We start from the raw sequence: 16,155 nt of genomic DNA on the forward strand, positions 1-16,155 counted from the left end.
ACGAAGGGCCGCCACCGCGTCACCCGCCCTGGCTGCTGTCCGGGTCGCCGGTGAACCGGTCGCGCAGAGTGCGCTTCAGGATCTTGCCGCTGGCGTTGCGCGGGAGTTCGGACACGAACAGGACCCGCTTGGGGGCCTTGAAGGGAGCCAGCCGCTCGCGTGCGTGGGCGATGAGGTCGGCCTCGGTGACCTCGCCGCGCGGGACGACCACAGCGGTGACCGCCTCGATCCAGCGGTCGTCCGGGAGCCCGATCACCGCGGCCTCGGCGACCTCGGGGTGGGTGTACAGCGCGTCCTCGACCTGGCGTGAGGCGACCAGCACTCCCCCGGAGTTGATCACGTCCTTCACGCGGTCGACGACGGTGAGGTACCCCTCGCCGTCGCGCACGGCGAGATCGCCGGAGCGGAACCAGCCGCCGCTGAAGGCCTCCGCTGTCTCCTGCGGCTTGTCCCAGTAGCCCTCGCACAGCTGCGGTGAGCGGTAGACGACCTCGCCGGGCGTGCCGTCGGGCACGTCCTTGCCGCTCTCGTCGACGACCCGGGCCTCGACGAACAGCACGGGCCGCCCGCAGGACTCCAGGCGGCCGTCGTGCTCGTCGGGTCCCAGGACGGTGGCCAGCGGGCCGATCTCGCTCTGCCCGAAGCAGTTGTAGAAGCCGAGCCCCGGCAGCCGGGTACGCAGGCGTTCCAGGACGGGTACCGGCATGATCGACGCGCCGTAGTACGCCTTGCGGAGGGCGCTCAGGTCGCGGGTGGCGAAGTCGGGGTGCTGGGAGAGGCCGATCCACACCGTGGGCGGGGCGAACAGGCTGTCGTGGCCCGCCGCTACGAGGTCGAAGATCCGGGCGGCGTCCGGTCCGTCCACGATGGTGTTCTCGGCGCCGACCGCCAGGTAGGGCAGCAGGAACACATGCATCTGGGCCGAGTGGTAGAGCGGCAGTGAGTGGATCGGCCGGTCGGTGGCGGTGAGGTCCAGGGCGTGGATCGCGCTGACGTACTCGTGGACGAGCGCCCGGTGCGTCATCATCGCGCCCCGGGGAGCCGCGGTGGTGCCCGAGGTGTAGAGCAGCTGGGCGAGGTCTTCGGCCTGTGGCATCGGGCCGTCGTACGGTGCGCTGGCCGCGAGCCGGGTGAGCAGCGAGTCGTCCGCGTCGCGCAGGGCCAGGGCGGGCACGCCGTCGGGGAGCCGCTCGGTCAGGTCCGGGTCGGCGAGTACCAGTGCGCAGCCGGACTGGCGGACGATGTACGCGAGGTCGTCGCCGGTGAGTTGGTGGTTGACCGGGACGTGGATCAGGCCCGCGCGGCAGGAGCCGAGGAAGCCGATCAGATACGCGTCGGAGTTGTGGCCGTAGGCGCCGACCCGGTCGCCGGGCCGCAGGCCCTGCTCGCGCAGCGCCGTGGCCGCGCGGGAGACCGCCGCGTCGAGTTCGGCGTAGGTCCAACCGCGGTCGGCGTAGTGGACCGCGGTGCGGTCCGGGGTGCGCCGGGCACTGCGGCGGAGCATTCCGTCGACCGTGTTGCTGCGTACTCCCGTCATGGCGTGATCCTGTGCCGTGGGCCCGACGGGGGTCAAGACGTGTGCGTGGGCCGTGAACCGGACCTGGAAGAAAGGGCTGTCCTGGACCTCGGATAATTGACATACCGCTTGGTACGCTCAACCGCCCCTTCCGCCACGCCAGTTGGGAGGCTCCTTTGCGTACCCGTACTTCGCCCGCGCGACGGCCACGACGCTCGCGTCCGCTGACGCGGCTGAGACGGTTCGCCGTCGCCGCGACCGTCCTGCTCACCGCCGCCGCCTCGCTCGCGCCGTCCGCGGCGGCGGACGGCGCCTCCCGGCGCGATCGGCCGTCCGACGGCAAGTTGTCGGCCGTGATCCGCTACACCGAGTACGGCATCCCGCACATCGTGGGCAGGAACTACGCGCAGCTGGGCTTCGGTACCGGATGGGCGCAGGCCGCCGACCAGGTGTGTGTGCTCGCCGACGGCTTTGTGACCGTACGCGGCGAACGCTCGCGGTACTTCGGGGCCGACGGCGCGCCCGACAACGCGCTGTCCTCGGCGAGCACGAACGTCTCCAGCGACCTGTTCTTCCGTGGCGTGCGCGACGCGGGCACTGTGGAGGACCTGCTGGACGTGCCGCCGCCGCAGGGGCCCGGGTCCGAGGTACGGGAGATGATGCGGGGCTGGGCGGCCGGTTACAACGCGTGGCTGAAGCAGAACCGGGTCACCGATCCCGCCTGCCGGGGCGCGTCGTGGGTGCGTCCGGTGACGACCCTGGACGTGGCCGCGCGCGGCTTCGCCATCTCCGTGCTCGGCGGACAGGGCCGCACCGTCGACGGGATCACCGCGGCCCAGCCACCGGCCGCCACGGCCGGGGCGGGCCAGGACTCCAGACCCAAGCCCGCCGACGCCGGGAAGGCCGCCCGCGCGCTGCTGAACACCCAGGACGCCGACATGGGGTCCAACGCCGTGGCGTTCGACGGCTCCACGACGGCGAACGGGCGCGGACTGCTGCTCGGCAATCCGCACTACCCGTGGCACGGCGGACGCCGCTTCTGGCAGTCGCAGCAGACCATCCCCGGTGAACTCAACGTGGCGGGCGGCTCGTTGCTCGGTACGACCACCATCTCGATCGGCTACAACGCCAAGGTGGCGTGGAGCCACACCGTCGCCACCGGCGTGCCGCTCAATCTGCACGAGCTGACCCTCGACCCGGCCGATCCGACGGCGTATCTGGTCGACGGCAAGCGCGAGCGGATGACTCGGCGCACGGTCACCATCGACGTCTTGGGCGGCGATCCGGTGACCCGCACCCAGTGGTGGACGCGGTACGGCCCGGTGGTCACCTCGCTCGGCAGCCAGCTGCCGCTGCCCTGGACGACCACGACGGCGTACGCGCTCAACGACCCCAACGCGGTGAACATGCGCGCAGCCGACACCGCGCTCGGCTTCAGCAAGTCCCGCAGCACCGACGAAATGGCGGCCACGCTCCGGCGCACCCAGGGCCTCCCGTGGGTCAACACGATCGCGGCCGACGCCGACGGGAACGCGCTGTTCACCCAGTCCCAGGTACTGCCGCGCATCACCGACGAGTTGGCTGAGAGCTGCTCGACGCCGCTCGGCCGGGCGACCTACCCGGCCGCGGGACTGGCGGTCCTGGACGGTTCGCGCACCGAGTGCGCGCTCGGCTCCGACCCCGACGCCGTACAGGCCGGGGTCTTCGGTCCCGCGAGGATGCCGACCCTGGACAATGCTCCGTATGTGGAGAACTCCAACGACAGCGCGTGGCTGACCAACGCCGACCAGCGCCTGACCGGGTACGAGCGGATCTTCGGCACGGTCGGTACGGAGCGCTCGATGCGGACCCGTGGGGCGATCGAGGACGTCGCGGGGATGGCGGAGCGGGGCGGGCTGACGGTCAAGGACCTCCAGCGGCAGCAGTTCGCCAACCGGGCGCCCGCGGGCGACCTGGCGTCGGCCGACGTGGCCCGCGCGTGCGCCGCACTGCCCGGTGGCACGGCAACGGGCAGCGACGGCAAGGCCGTTGATGTGTCGCAGGCATGCGAGGTGATCAAGCGCTGGGACCGGACCATGGACGCGGACAGCCGAGGCGCGCTGCTCTTCGACCGCTTCTGGCGGAAGTTGAACGCCTCAGTGCCTCCCGCGGAGCGGTGGAAGGTGCCGTACTCGGCGGCCGACCCGGTGAACACTCCGCACACCCTCAACACGGACGCACCCGGGTTCGCACCGGCGCTCGCGGACGCGGTGGCGGAACTGCGGGCGGCGGACATCGCCCTGGACGCGAAGCTCGGCGACCACCAGTTCGTCGCGCGCGGCGGCAAGCGGCTGCCGATCCACGGCGGTACGGAGTCCCTCGGCGTCTGGAACAAGATCGAGGCGGCCTGGGACGCGGCGGGCGGCGGCTACTCGGAGGTCAGGCACGGCAGCAGCCATATCCAGGCCGTGGGCTGGGACGGCAGCCGCTGTCCGGTGGCCCGCACCCTGCTGTCGTACTCCCAGTCGTCGAACCCCAACTCGCCGCACTACAGCGACCAGACGCGGCTCTACGCCGATGAGCGCTGGGTGCGGGCGCGGTTCTGCGAGAAGGACATCCGGCGCTCCCCCGAGCTGGAGGTGGTGCGCGTACGGGAACGCTGAGCAGCCGTCAGAGGACCGGTATCCGGGTGAGTTTGCCGGGGTTGAGCACCCCGAAGAGCTCCCCGGTCCGGTCGCCGCGCACCCCGAGCGTGACCAACTGCTCGCCGCCGTCGATGTGGACGAGGAGCGCGGGCCGGGCTCCGGGGTACCCGGGTCAGCCCTGCGTTCCGTCCGACGTGCCGTTCAACTCCGCCGCGAACCCCTCGCGCCAGACGGGGTAGCGCGGCCGCCAGTCCAGGCTCAGCCGGGCGCGGGCGTTGTCGGCGCCGCGCAGCTTGCTCATGAAGGCCACACCCCAGCCGCCGACGGCCATCCGGGCCAGTACGGCCGGTGCGGCCTTGGGGGCCGGTGCGTCCAGCATCCGGGCCAGCTCGGGGAGCCAGTCACGCAGCGGCACCGGCGTGTCGTCCACGATGTTGAGGGGGCCGGTGTGCGGCTTGTCGAGGGCGGCGACGACCGCGGTGGCCGCGTCATGGGCGTGGGTGAAGGAGAAGACCGAGCCTCCGCCGCCGACCAGCGGGACCTTGCCCGCCCGCACCTGCCGGACGAACGAGCCGTCGGCCGCGTAGCTCGACCCCGGCCCGTAGAGGTGGCCCAGGCGCAGCACGGTGCCGCCCGCGTCGGTGGTGCGCTCCTCCAGTTCACGGAGCGCGGCGAGCACGGGGGCGAACTGCCGCGGCGGGCGCCGCCACAGCGGGGCGTCCTCGGTGGCGGGCCCTTCCCCCTCGGGGTCGTACGCGTAGGCGAGCCCCTGCGCGACGACCTTGGTGGCTCCGGCGTCCCGCGCGGCCTCGTAGAGGTTCCGGGTGCCCTCGGTGCGCAGCCGGTTGGTGAGTGCGAAGTCCCGGGCGAGGCGGCGCGGGTTGACCTCGGCCGGGATGGCGGTGAGCAGGTGGACGACCGCGTCGGGGGCCGCCTCGCGCACCGCGCGGTGGAGGGCCGAGCGATCGAGCGCGTCGGCCACGACCGTGCCCTGGCGGGGCGTACGGGACAGGGCGGTCACCTCATGACCGACCGAGGTCAGCAGCGGCAGCAACGCCCGGCCGACGACTCCGGTGGCTCCGGCGACGAGTACCCGCATGATTCCTCCTGGTACCTGGCCCCGGGCGGCTTCCCGGGGCGTTGTGGCATCTGGACCGGCGGATGGGGTGCCATGGGACAGACCCAAGATATGACCTGCATCACACACTGTGTCGATGTCGGGCGTACGCGCTTGTCGGGGCCGTCGCACAGTCAGCAGGATGGCCACCATGCCTACCTGCACTGCTCCCGACGGGACCGCGCTCGCCTATCACGTCGTCGGGGAGGGCGAGCCGCTGCTCTGCGTGCCCGGTGGCCCGATGCGCGCCTCCGCGTATCTGGGAAATCTCGGCGGGCTGGCGAAGCGGCGTCGGCTGATCCTGCTCGACCTGCGCGGAACTGGCGACTCCGCCGTTCCCGCCGACCCGGCGAGCTACCGCTGCGATCGGCAGGTCGCCGATGTCGAAGCGCTGCGCGAGCACGTGGGCCTGGCCCGTGTCGACCTGCTCGCGCACTCGGCGGGCGGCGATCTCGCGCTGCTCTACGCGGCCCGGCACCCTCGGCGGGTCCGTACCCTCACGCTGGTCACCGCCCGCGCCCGCGCGCTAGGGGTCGACTTCACCGCGGAGCACCGCCTGGAGGCGGCGGCGCTGCGTCGGGCCGAACCGTGGTTCGAGGCCGCCCACGAGGCCTACGACCGGATCTGGACCGGTTCCGCCACGGACGCCGACTTCGACACCGCGGCCCCCTTCTTCTACGGCCGCTGGGACGCGGCCGCCCAGGTGCACTCCGCCTCCGAAGTGGAGCAGAGCAACGACGAGGCCGCGGAGCTCTACGCGTCCCCCGGTGCCTTCGACCCGGCCGCGGCCCGCGACGCCCTCGCCGCGTGGCAGGCCCGGGTCCTCGTCCTCGCGGGGGAGGTGGACAGCGGCCCGCTCCCTCGTGTCGCCGCGCGGATCGCGGAACTGTTCCCGACCGCCGAACTGGCCGTCCAGCCGGGCGCCGGGCACTTCCCCTGGCTCGACGACCCCGACCACTTCACGCGGACCGTCACGGCGTTCCTCGACCGGTCCGACCTGTCTTAGGCGGCCCGCGGCGTGCGGGAGATTTCTGTTATCCGCCTACGCTCTCGGCCGTCTCCCAGGCGTGAACGGCAACACCCGCAGGGCGGGAGCAACAGCAGGAGTGCTCGTGGCGGTCCTTGTCGCGGCAGCGGCGGCAGCGCCGGGCGCGAGGTCGGCACCCGCCGGGGCACGGGACGTGACGGCCGCGGTGCTCGACGACCGTGATGTGACGCTCGACGGGGACACCGTGGTGACGGTCCCGGCCGGAACCACCACCTACGCGGGGGTGTTCCGCGGCGAGGGCACGCTCACGGTGCGCGGCAGCGGCACGCTCGTCCTCACCAAGGACAGCGACTTCACCCTGCCCAAGTCACGGCAGCGGCAGGTGGTCAGGACACAGGGCGGCAACCACCCGTACAGCACCGTCGGCAACCCGGACCCGCCCGCCGTCACCGTCGAGCGCGGCGCGACCCTGCAGTACGGTTCGGGCGGCAACGCCGGTCTGATCGGCCACTTCCCGTACGACACACCGGGCTACCGGCACAACCAGCTCAACGTCAGGGTCGACGGCACGCTGCGGCTGTCCCTCAAGAGCACCTACCACCTGGGCACCATCAGCGGCTCCGGGCTGATCACCCAGCCGCGGTTCCTGTGGGGCATGTGGGACCTGGCGGGCACCCATCCGTTCTCCGGGGTGATCGACAACGGCACTCAGCTGCACGCCGGGAAGCCCGAGTACGCGGTGGCGCTGCCACACGCCCGGGCCGTACTCAACCAGGGCACCTGGACCGTCGACACCCCGCTGAACCAGACGGTCACGCTGCGCCAGAACTTCTACCAGCGGGAGTACGGCAGCGATATCAACGTCCAGTCCAGACCCGGCAGCAAGGTCGTGCTGACCGGGCAGTACAGCCACTCCGACCAGGGCGGCGACACCAACCCCTCACTCAGCGACCCCGCCATCAACTGGCGGAAGATCCCGCACGACCGGAACAAGCGCGGCACCAACATCAAGGGCGCCAACGTCCAGTGGGGCGACGGCACCACCAACAAGATCTTCATGCCGGGTACCGCCGACACGGTCTACATCAATCTCCTCGCTGCGCGCGAGCGCTCCCGGCTCACCTTCGACTACAACGGCCCCGTGACGCTGGGCGCGCCGATCGGCGGCGGCGTCTTCCATGACACCCTCTCCGCGCCCGGTGCCGGGGACATCGTCATCAAGGGCACGCCGGGCAATGACGTCACCTTCGCCGCCCGGCAGTACTACGACGGCTCGACCACCGTGCAGAAGGGGGCGGTGCTGCGGCTCGGCTCGGGCAAGCGGGGTGGCGACGGCTCGCTGATGACCGGCACCCCGCGCCGCCGGATCGTCAACGACGGCTCGCTGGTCGTCCGCAATACCACCACACCCGTCAAGCTGTCCCGGATCAGCGGCGGCGGCTCGCTCACCCAGTCGGGCGCCGCGAGGACCACGCTGACCGGTCCGGACGTGACCTACAGCGGGCCGACGACGGTCAGCAAGGGCACCCTCGCGCTCGCCGACGGCGGCACGCTCTCCCGTAGCAAGGCGATCCGCCTCACCTCTCCGAAGGCGCGTCTCGACGTACGCAAGGCGACGGGCGGGACGCTACGCCTCGCCACCTCGCTCACCGGCAAGGGCAGTGTGGTCGGCTCAGTGACGAGCGAGGGCAAGGTCGGGGGCGCGCTGACGGTCACCGGTAACTACACGCAGCGCGAGGGTGGTTCGCTCAACGTGCGTGGCGACGGCAAGCCGTTGAAGGTCGGTGGCAGGGTCCGGCTCTCCGGAAAACTGAACGTGACAGCCGCGACCGGCAACTCGGCCGCGTCCGGAGGCTCCGCCGCGTCCGGCGCCCCCGCAACGCCCGGCACGATCACCGTGCTTGACCACGCCGGGAAGTCAGCGGTCTCCGGCACCTTCACCGGCCTCCGGGAAGGCGCCGAACTCAAGGTCGCGGACACCAAGTACCAGATCAGCTACCGGGGTGGCGACGGCAACGACGTCGTACTGACCGAAGCGGGCGCGAGCCCGTCGCCTTCTCCGTCTCCGTCCGCTGGGCGCGCCGACGCGGCGGCCCCGGAGAGCACCGACACCACCGCCGCACAGGGCAAGAGCGGCGGCACGGGCAGTTGGTGGCCGCTGGCGCTGCCGCTGGTCCTGGCGGCGCTGCTGTTGCCCGTGGTGCTGCGCAGGCGGTTCCACGGGCGGGGGCGTCGGCGCGCCGCGGGCGGGGGCACGAGACGCCGGTGACGGGACGTCGGCGGAGGTCTTGTGCGCGCTCGGCCGCCTCTCCATACTCACGACAGCGCCTGTCAGGAGCACGTCACCTGATGGTGCCTCACGGGACCCCAATCCACCGGGGTCCACCACTCCCGAGGAGGAGATCAGTGAGGAACACGCGCAACACCCTCCGTACCGGCGTCAGACGACGCGTCGGGCTGCTCACCATCGCGGCCGGGCTGCTCGCGACCACCGCGATCGGCCTGCCGAGCGCGGGTGCGGCCACCCCGCAGACGTATAGCGCGAAACAGCTCGCCAAGGCCGACCAGGCCGTGCTCAAGGCGGACGTCGGCGGCACCGCCTGGTACGTCGACCAGGCGGCGGGGCAGGTCGTCGTGACGGCCGACAGCACGGTGTCCACCGCGGAGATCGCGAAGATCAAGAAGGCGGCGGGCGCCGAGGCGGCCGCGCTGCGGATCGAGCGCACCCCGGGCACGTTCACCCGGCTGCTCGGCCCGGGCGACGCCATCTACGGTGGCGGCTACCGCTGCTCCCTCGGATTCAACGTGGTCAAGGGCGGCACCTACTACTTCCTCACGGCCGGCCACTGCGGCAAGGTCGTCAAGACCTGGTACACCAACTCCGCGCAGAGCACGCTGATCGGCCCGACGGTCGGGTCCAGCTTCCCGAACAACGACTACGCCCTGGTCCGCTACGACAACGGCTCGCTCAGCCACCCCGGCGGCTTCACCGCCGCCGACGCCTACGTGGGCGAGTCGGTCAAGCGCAGCGGCTCCACCACCGGCACCAGGAGCGGCACCGTCACCGGGCTCAACGCCACGGTCCACTACAGCGGCGGCGGTACGGTCCGCGGCATGATCCAGACCAATGTGTGCGCCGAGCCGGGCGACTCCGGTGGCGCCCTGTACGACGGCACCAAGGCTCTCGGCCTCACGTCCGGCGGCAGCGGCAACTGCAGCGTCGGCGGCACGACGTTCTACCAGCCCGTGCCGGAGGCGCTCGCCAAGTACAAGGTCAGCATCTACTGATCCGCATCCGCCGCCGTCAGGTGTAGTAGTTCCGCTGCCAGCGGTGCTTGGCGAGGATGGCCAGCTGGTCCGGGGTGAGCGGGCGCCCGTCGCCCACCGCCGCGTTGCGTTCGACGTTGCGTACGCTGCGCATGCCCGCGATGACCGTGGAGAGGGCCGGGTGGCTGAGGACGAAGCGCAGCGCGGTCTCCGCGATCTCCTCCGGGGCGATCCCCAGGTCCCCTACGATCGCGTCGACATGGCGCTCGACGTCGGCGGGGCGATCGCCTCGGAAGTAGCGGTGGCGCCAGTCCCCTTCGGGGAAGGTCGTACCGGCCGTGATCTGCCCGGTCAGGCCGCCCTCGTCGAGGGCGACCCGGCCGATCACGCCGACGCCGTGCTCCTGGCAGGCGGGCAGCAGCGCGTCGGCGGGTTCCTGGTCGAAGATGTTGTAGATGACCTGCACGGTGTCGACGGCACCGCTGCGGACCAGCGCCAGGGCGTTGTCGGGCTGGTGGTCGTTGACCGAGATGCCGAAGAGGCGGATCTTTCCCTCCGCCTTGAGGGCCTCGACGGTCTCCCGCCACTCGCCCCGGTCGGTCCAGGTGTCGAACCACATGTGGAACTGCAGGACGTCCACGTGGTCCCGGCCGAGTTCCGCCAGGCTCGTCTCCAGGCTCTCCCGGATGTGCGCCGCGGAGAACGCCTCGTCGGGGTGGACCGCGTGGTCGTCGTAGCCGAGCTTGATCCGCGGCGGCACCTTGGTGGCGACCCGCACCTCCGCGCCGCCGCCCAGTTCGCGCAGGGCCCGTCCGACGATCCGCTCGCTCTGCCCGTACCCACGTGCGGTGTCGATGAAGTTCACGCCGAGCTCGATGGCCCGGTGCAGGGCCCGTACGGACTCGTCCTCCGTCGACCCCTTCCAGGAGTTCTGGCCGATACCCCAGGCTCCGTAGCCGATCTCGGACACCTCGGGTCCACCGCGGCCCAGTGTGCGCCCGCGCATCGCATGACCTCCTCGACGGCACCCGGGCCGCCCTGTTGTCCCGTACGTCGGTCAACCACCTTCCAGGTGGCCGGGCTTGACCGTAGAGAGCGGTTTCCCGGGCGTCAATCGAATAAGTGGCTGCGGCCCGCCGGGAGCGGACAACGCCGGTTCAGTCGATGATCGCGGTGGCTTCGACCTCCACGAGATGGTCGGGTACGTCCAGTGCCGCGACGCCCAGCAAGGTGGCCGGGGGTGCCGGGGTGACGCCCAGTTTCGTGGCCGCCCGGGTGATTCCTTCCATGAGCTGGGGCATCTTGTCCGGGGTCCAGTCGACGACGTAGACGGTCAGTTTCGCCACGTCGTCGTAGGAGGCACCGACCTCGGCCAGGGCGGTGCCGATGTTGAGGTAGCACTGCTCGACCTGAGCGGCGAGGTCGCCTTCGCCGACCGTGACCCCGTCGGCATCCCAGGCGACCTGCCCGGCGATGAAGATCATCTTCGACCCGGAGGCGATCGACACCTGCCGGTAGGCGTCGATTTCCGGTAGTCCGCTGGGGTTTACCAGGGTGATGGCCATGTTGCCCGCCTTTTCGGTCTCTTGTGGTTACTCAGGAACCGTAGGAGAGTGGCCGCTGACATGGAAGAACGCACTTTTTAGTGACTGGGGAACCTGATGGTGACCAAGCAGTTCAAGGGCTTGCCCACGGACGCGGACCTGACGCGCGCGGACTCGCTGGCGCGGGAGATCTTCTCGGACGTCGCCAACAAGTGGGCGCTTCTGATCATCGAGGTCCTCGGTGATCGCACCTTGCGCTTCAGCGAGTTGCGGAACGAGGTCGAGGGCATCAGCCACAAGATGCTCACCCAGAACCTGCGCATGATGGAGCGCAACGGCCTGGTCGAGCGGAATGTGCACCCCACCGTGCCGCCACGGGTCGAGTACACCCTCACCGAGCCGGGCCGGGGCCTACGGGCGACGGTCGACGGAATGTGCGGCTGGACCCAGCGGTACCTCGGTCAGATCGAGGCCTCCCGCCGCCGCTTCGACGCCTGAGCGTAGAGAACGCCGACGGTCGAATAGCTGGTCACCGCACCCGCACTCGCATCCGCATCCGCGGCCCGGTTCACATCGCTCGCTGGTGGCCCTCCCAGTACGGGTCGCGCAGTCGCCGCTTGTAGAGCTTGCCGTTGGGGTCGCGGGGCATCGCCTCCACGAAGTCGACGCTCTTGGGGCGTTTGTAGCCCGCCAGGCGCCGTTCGCAGTGGGCCAGGATCTCGGCCGCGAGGGCGTCCCCTGCCGTGTATCCGTCGGCGGGTTCGACGACCGCCTTGACCTCTTCGCCCCAGTCGCTGTGCGGGATGCCGAAGACCGCGGCGTCGGCGACCGCGGGGTGGCTGAGGAGTTCGGACTCGATCTCGGCCGGGTAGATGTTGACCCCGCCCGAGATGATCATGTCGATCTTGCGGTCGCGCAGGAAGAGGTAGCCGTCCTCGTCGATGATGCCCAGGTCGCCGACGGTGAAGAAGTCGCCGATGCGGTTCTTGTCGGTCTTGGCCTGGTCCTTGTGGTAGCGGAAGCCGCCGGTGGTCATCTTCATGTAGACGGTGCCGAGTTGGCCGGGCGGCAGCCGGTTGCCGTCGTCGTCGAAGACGGCGAGTTCGCTGATCGGCCAGGCCTTGCCGACGGTGCCGGGCTTCTTCAGCCAGTCCTCGGCGGTGGCGAAGGCTCCGCCGCCCTCGCTGGCCGCGTAGTACTCCTCGACGCACGTGCCCCACCAGTCGATCATGGCGCGTTTGACGTGGTCGGGGCAGGGCGCGGCGCCGTGGATGGCGTGCCGCATGGAGGACACGTCGTACGTGGCGCGGATGTCGTCGGGCAGGGCGAGCAGGCGGTGGAACTGGGTGGGAACCATGTGCGTGTGGGTGCACCGGTGGGTGTCGATGAGGCGGAGCATCTCCTGGGGTGTCCACTTGTCCATCAGCACCAGCCGGTGGCCGATGTGCAGCGACGCGCCCGCGAACTGGAGTACCGCGGTGTGGTAGAGCGGCGAGCACACCAGGTGGGCGTTGTCGTCGTACGGCCTGATGCCGAAGATGCCGAGGAAGCCGCCGAGGTAGGACTCTTCGGGGAGTTTGCCCGACAGGGGGCGGCGGATGCCGCGCGGGCGGCCCGTGGTGCCCGAGGTGTAGTTCATGACCCAGCCGAGTGTGCGGTCGGACGGGACCGACTCGGGCTGTCCGGCCAGGAGTTCGGCGTACGGGCGGAATCCGGCGACCGCGCCGACCGCGTACCGGTGGCTCGCGGGGAGCTTCGCCTCGTCGGCGGCCGCGGTGGCCGCGTCGGCGAGGCGCTCGTGGGCGATGAGCACCTTGGCGCCCGAGTCGGAGACGATCCAGGCGATCTCCGGGCCGATGAGGTGGTGGTTGACGGGGACGAGGTAGAACCCGGCCTGGGCGGCGGCGAGATAGGCGGTGAAGAACGCGACGCCGTTGGGCAGCACCACCGCGAAGGCGTCACCGCGCTCCAGGCCCGCGGCGCGCAGCCCGTGTACCAGCCGGTTGACGTCCGCGTGCAGCCTGCCCGCGGTCCACTCCTCGCCGTCGGGGGCGATCAGGACCGTACGCTCCGGGTCCGCCGTGGCCTGCGCCCAGAAGCCGTTGGGTGCGGTGGCCGCTGACGCGCCTGTTGCTCCTGTCGCTGTCGGCATAGGGCTCTCCTCAGGCTCGTCCGGCGATGCGGTTGACGCGGTCGATGGCGCGCTCGAAGCCGCGGGTGAGGTCGTCGAAGACCTGCCGCACGCTGCGTTCGGAGTTCATCCGGCCGACGATCTGGCCGACCGGAGTGCCGAGCAGCGGCTCGACCTCGTACTTCTGGATACGGGACACGGCTTCGGCGACCAGCAGGCCCTGGAGCGGCATGGGCAGCGGGCCCGGACCCTGCGGGTCGTCCCAGGCGTCGGTCCATTCGGTACGCAGCTGACGTGCGGGCTTGCCGGTCAGGGCGCGGGAGCGGACGGTGTCCCCGGAGCCTGCCGCGAGAAGCTTCTCGGTCAGCTTGCGGGAGTGGAGTTCGGCCTCGGTGGTGGTCAGCCACAGCGAGCCGAGCCAGACGCCCTGTGCGCCGAGTGCGAGCGCGGCGGCTATCTGCTCGCCGCTGCCGATGCCGCCCGCCGCGAGCACCGGTAGCGGGGCGACGGCCTCGACGGCTTCCGGGGTGAGCACCATGGAGGCGATCTCGCCGGTGTGGCCGCCCGCCTCGTAGCCCTGGGCGACCACGATGTCGATGCCCGCGTCGGCGTGCTTGCGGGCGTGCCGGGCGCTGCCGGCGAGCGCGGCGACCAGGATGTCCTGCTGGTGGGCGCGTTCGATGACGTCGGCGGGCGGTGAACCCAGCGCGTTGGCGAGCAGCTTGATCGGATAGTCGAAGGCGACATCGAGCTGGTTGCGGGCGACCTGCTCCATCCAGCCGGTGATGCGCCAGCCCGATGCCTCGCCTTCGGCGAGCTCGGGGACGCCGTGTTTGGCGAGGGTGTCCTGCACGAACTGGCGGTGTGCGGCGGGGATCATGGCTTCCACGTCCGCCTCGGTCAGTGTTTGATTCCCTGGGGCTTCCACCTTCTTGGCGGGCATCACGACGTCGAGTCCGTAGGGCTTGCCGTCGGTGTGGTCCTGCATCCAGTCGAGGTCGCGTTTGAGGTCGTCGGGTGCCGTGTAACGGACCGCGCCGAGCACCCCGAACCCACCGGCGCGCGTGATCGCGGCGGCCACGGTGGGGAACGGCGTGAAGCCGAAGATGGCGTGCTCGACTCCCAGTTGCTTGCTCAGCTCCGTCTGCATGAGCGCAGGATGCCGCAGCGCCGCCGCCGAGGGAAGAGATTTTCTGATGGAGTGTCAGATCGATGGGGCTGCTGCGCCGTTGTCGCCGCTCTCCAGGACCACCATCGCCGCGTTGTGCCCGGGGATGCCGCTCACTCCGCCGCCGCGTACCGCTCCCGCGCCGCACAGCAGGACGTTGGGGTGCGCGGTCTCCACGCCCCAACGGCCGCTGTCCTCGGTGGCGTAGGGGAAGGCCAGGTCACGGTGGAAGATGTTGCCGCCGGGCAGCCGCAGTTCGCGCTCCAGGTCGAGGGGGGACTTGGCCTCGATGCACGGCCTGCCGTCCGCGTCGGTGGCCAGACAGTCGGCGAGCGGCTCGGCGAGGTGTGCGTCCAGCTGCGCGAGGGTGGACTTGAGCAGTTCCTCGCGTACGGCGTCGTGGTGGTGGGTGAAGAGCCGGGCGGGGGTGTGCAGGCCGAAGAGGGTGAGCGTCTGGTAGCCGCGTTCCACGAGGTCGGGGCCGAGGATCGACGGGTCGGTGAGCGAGTGGCAGTAGATCTCCGATGGCGGAGCCGTGGGCAGTTCGCCCGCGGCCGCCTGGGCGTAGGCCGTCGCCAACTGCTCGTAGCCCTCGGCGACATGGAAGGTGCCGGCGAAGGCCTCGTGCGGGTCGACCGACGCGTCGCGCAGCCTCGGCAGCCGCGTGAGCAGCATGTTGACCTTGAGCTGGGCGCCCTCGGCGTGCGGCGGGGGCGTCTCGCCGAGCAGGGCGGCGAGTGCCTCGGGCGAGGCGTTGACCAGGACGTGCCGGGCGGCGGCGGTGGCCTCGCCCTCGTCCGTCCGATAGGTGACCTCGGCGCGGATGCCGTCGGTCTCGATACGGGTCGCCTCGCGGCCGGTGACGATCTCGGCGCCGGCGTCGCGGGCCGCGCGGGCCAGGGCGTCGGTGAGCGCGCCCATGCCGCCGACCGGAACGTCCCAGTCCCCCGTTCCGCCGCCGATGACGTGGTAGAGGAAGCAGCGGTTCTGCCGCAGCGAGGGGTCGTGCGCGTCGGCGAAGGTGCCGATCAGGGCATCGGTGAGGACGACGCCGCGCACCAGGTCGTCGGCGAAGTACGCCTCGACGGCGGCGCCGATCGGTTCCTCGAAGAGCATCCGCCAGGCGGCCTCGTCATCGACGCGGTGACGCAGTCGGACGCGGGTGGGGAGGGGTTCGGTGAGCGTCGGGAAGACACGCTCCGCGACCTTGGCGGTGTTGGCGTAGAAGCGCTGCCAGGACTGGAACTCCCGGTCCGAGCCGGTGAGTTGCCGGAAGGCCTCGCGGGTACGGGCCGCGCCGCCCGCGACCAGCAGCCCGGTGGCCCGCCCGTCGCGCTCGGTCGGCGTGTACGAGGACACGTCCCGCTTACGGACCGCGAAGGTCAGTCCGAGGTCCCGAACGATCTTCCGCGGCAGCAGGCTGACCAGGTACGAGTAGCGCGAGAGCCGCGCGTCGAGCCCGGCGAAGGCCTGGGTCGACACGGCCGCGCCGCCCGTGTGGTCCAGGCGCTCCAGGACCAGGACGCGGCGTCCGGCGCGGGCGAGGTAGGCGGCGGCGACGAGGCCGTTGTGTCCGGCGCCGACGATCACGGCGTCGTAGGGGCGTGGGACAGGCATGACTCTTCGTAGCATGCGAGGCGCTGGTGGCGACACCGGAACACTCCGGGCCGGGCGGAGGGCTGGCCGGTCGCCACGCGACATGCCTGCGCCCGCGCCCTGGCCCGTGCGGGCCGGGCCGACCGCTGGCCGGGCCGCCCGCCTGGGCCGCGGGGCGTGCGGGGCGGGCACAGCCTTGCCGGG

Annotated in this window: 12 protein-coding genes; 5 read left to right on the top strand and 7 right to left on the bottom strand. The window is 71.3% G+C overall.

From position 1 onward, the window contains the following. Positions 1-19 precede the first annotated feature (19 nt). Positions 20-1,537 (bottom strand): acyl-CoA synthetase, encoded by a 1,518-nt coding sequence (locus U9R90_RS19965; RefSeq protein WP_411058007.1) that lies wholly within the window; start codon positions 1,535-1,537, stop codon positions 20-22. Between the two features lie 155 nt (positions 1,538-1,692). On the opposite strand from U9R90_RS19965, the gene U9R90_RS19970 reads away from it, so the two are divergent. Beyond that, on the top strand, positions 1,693-4,158 hold the full coding sequence (locus tag U9R90_RS19970) for a penicillin acylase family protein (protein ID WP_411058008.1): 2,466 nt from the start codon (positions 1,693-1,695) through the stop codon (positions 4,156-4,158). Between the two features lie 154 nt (positions 4,159-4,312). Here the strand turns inward: U9R90_RS19970 and U9R90_RS19975 are convergent, their stop codons facing one another. Then, positions 4,313-5,239 carry an NAD-dependent epimerase/dehydratase family protein gene (locus U9R90_RS19975; protein ID WP_411058009.1) on the bottom strand — a complete coding sequence of 309 codons (927 nt, stop codon included), beginning with the start codon at positions 5,237-5,239 and terminating at the stop codon, positions 4,313-4,315. A gap of 169 nt (positions 5,240-5,408) precedes the next feature. Here U9R90_RS19975 and U9R90_RS19980 point away from each other — a divergent pair, with 169 nt between their 5' ends. From U9R90_RS19980 to U9R90_RS19990, 3 genes are all read left to right on the top strand, one after another. Next, complete coding sequence (locus tag U9R90_RS19980) at positions 5,409-6,263, top strand: alpha/beta fold hydrolase (protein WP_411058010.1); 855 nt, start codon at positions 5,409-5,411, stop codon at positions 6,261-6,263. A gap of 106 nt (positions 6,264-6,369) precedes the next feature. Beyond that, positions 6,370-8,514 carry an autotransporter-associated beta strand repeat-containing protein gene (locus tag U9R90_RS19985; RefSeq protein WP_411058011.1) on the top strand — a complete coding sequence of 715 codons (2,145 nt, stop codon included), beginning with the start codon at positions 6,370-6,372 and terminating at the stop codon, positions 8,512-8,514. Between the two features lie 137 nt (positions 8,515-8,651). Continuing rightward, complete coding sequence (locus U9R90_RS19990) at positions 8,652-9,533, top strand: S1 family peptidase (RefSeq protein WP_411058012.1); 882 nt, start codon at positions 8,652-8,654, stop codon at positions 9,531-9,533. Positions 9,534-9,549: 16 nt separating this feature from the next. Here the strand turns inward: U9R90_RS19990 and U9R90_RS19995 are convergent, their stop codons facing one another. Then, positions 9,550-10,518, bottom strand: a complete 969-nt coding sequence (locus U9R90_RS19995; protein ID WP_411058013.1) for an aldo/keto reductase — start codon at positions 10,516-10,518, stop codon at positions 9,550-9,552. A 151-nt stretch (positions 10,519-10,669) separates the two neighbouring features. Further along, positions 10,670-11,077 carry a RidA family protein gene (locus U9R90_RS20000; protein WP_411058014.1) on the bottom strand — a complete coding sequence of 136 codons (408 nt, stop codon included), beginning with the start codon at positions 11,075-11,077 and terminating at the stop codon, positions 10,670-10,672. Between the two features lie 96 nt (positions 11,078-11,173). On the opposite strand from U9R90_RS20000, the gene U9R90_RS20005 reads away from it, so the two are divergent. Further along, positions 11,174-11,554 carry a winged helix-turn-helix transcriptional regulator gene (locus U9R90_RS20005; RefSeq protein ID WP_411058015.1) on the top strand — a complete coding sequence of 127 codons (381 nt, stop codon included), beginning with the start codon at positions 11,174-11,176 and terminating at the stop codon, positions 11,552-11,554. A gap of 70 nt (positions 11,555-11,624) precedes the next feature. On the opposite strand, the gene U9R90_RS20010 is transcribed toward U9R90_RS20005, so the two are convergent. Genes U9R90_RS20010 through U9R90_RS20020 form a run of 3 tightly spaced genes read right to left on the bottom strand, consistent with a single transcriptional unit; the run spans position 11,625 to position 15,972 of the window. After that, positions 11,625-13,208 carry an acyl-CoA synthetase gene (locus tag U9R90_RS20010; RefSeq protein WP_411058016.1) on the bottom strand — a complete coding sequence of 528 codons (1,584 nt, stop codon included), beginning with the start codon at positions 13,206-13,208 and terminating at the stop codon, positions 11,625-11,627. 10 nt (positions 13,209-13,218) lie between these two features. Next, entirely contained in the window at positions 13,219-14,337 is a 1,119-nt protein-coding gene (locus tag U9R90_RS20015; protein WP_411058017.1) for an NAD(P)H-dependent flavin oxidoreductase, read from the bottom strand. Between the two features lie 54 nt (positions 14,338-14,391). Then, on the bottom strand, positions 14,392-15,972 hold the full coding sequence (locus U9R90_RS20020; protein WP_411058018.1) for a phytoene desaturase family protein: 1,581 nt from the start codon (positions 15,970-15,972) through the stop codon (positions 14,392-14,394). Between the last annotated feature and the right edge of the window lie 183 nt (positions 15,973-16,155).

It is taken from the genome of Streptomyces sp. E11-3 (genome assembly GCF_046540415.1).
Taxonomy (GTDB): domain Bacteria; phylum Actinomycetota; class Actinomycetes; order Streptomycetales; family Streptomycetaceae; genus Streptomyces.

What these genes read in the sequence shown, in the direction of transcription:
- U9R90_RS20020 (WP_411058018.1), bottom strand. Translation starts at nt 15,972, where the DNA reads ATGCCTGTCCCACGCCCCTACGACGCCGTGATCGTCGGCGCCGGACAC.
- U9R90_RS20015 (WP_411058017.1), bottom strand. Translation starts at nt 14,337, where the DNA reads ATGCAGACGGAGCTGAGCAAGCAACTGGGAGTCGAGCACGCCATCTTC.
- U9R90_RS20010 (WP_411058016.1), bottom strand. Translation starts at nt 13,208, where the DNA reads ATGCCGACAGCGACAGGAGCAACAGGCGCGTCAGCGGCCACCGCACCC.
- U9R90_RS19975 (WP_411058009.1), bottom strand. Translation starts at nt 5,239, where the DNA reads ATGCGGGTACTCGTCGCCGGAGCCACCGGAGTCGTCGGCCGGGCGTTG.
- U9R90_RS19965 (WP_411058007.1), bottom strand. Translation starts at nt 1,537, where the DNA reads ATGACGGGAGTACGCAGCAACACGGTCGACGGAATGCTCCGCCGCAGT.
- U9R90_RS19980 (WP_411058010.1), top strand. Translation starts at nt 5,409, where the DNA reads ATGCCTACCTGCACTGCTCCCGACGGGACCGCGCTCGCCTATCACGTC.
- U9R90_RS19995 (WP_411058013.1), bottom strand. Translation starts at nt 10,518, where the DNA reads ATGCGCGGGCGCACACTGGGCCGCGGTGGACCCGAGGTGTCCGAGATC.
- U9R90_RS20000 (WP_411058014.1), bottom strand. Translation starts at nt 11,077, where the DNA reads ATGGCCATCACCCTGGTAAACCCCAGCGGACTACCGGAAATCGACGCC.
- U9R90_RS20005 (WP_411058015.1), top strand. Translation starts at nt 11,174, where the DNA reads ATGGTGACCAAGCAGTTCAAGGGCTTGCCCACGGACGCGGACCTGACG.